General features: G+C 52.5%; 1 rRNA gene. It reads right to left on the bottom strand.

The features are described 5' to 3' along the window. Window positions 1–255, bottom strand: a 23S ribosomal RNA gene (locus tag QSK18_RS35770); the annotation flags it as partial.

Below are 255 nucleotides of genomic sequence, written 5' to 3'. Positions count from 1 at the left end.
ACTAGCGTGCCAGCTTCACAGTCTCCCACCTATCCTACACAAGCCGTACCGAACACCAATACCAAGCTATAGTAAAGGTCCCGGGGTCTTTCCGTCCTGCTGCGCGTAACGAGCATCTTTACTCGTAGTGCAATTTCGCCGAGTTCGCGGTTGAGACAGCGGAGAAGTCGTTACGCCATTCGTGCAGGTCGGAACTTACCCGACAAGGAATTTCGCTACCTTAGGATGGTTATAGTTACCACCGCCGTTTACTGG

It is taken from the genome of Kineosporia sp. NBRC 101677 (assembly GCF_030269265.1).
Lineage (GTDB): Bacteria > Actinomycetota > Actinomycetes > Actinomycetales > Kineosporiaceae > Kineosporia > Kineosporia rhizophila.
Note: the sequence above shows the minus strand (reverse complement) of the source record. Positions and strands in the feature narration are given on the sequence as shown.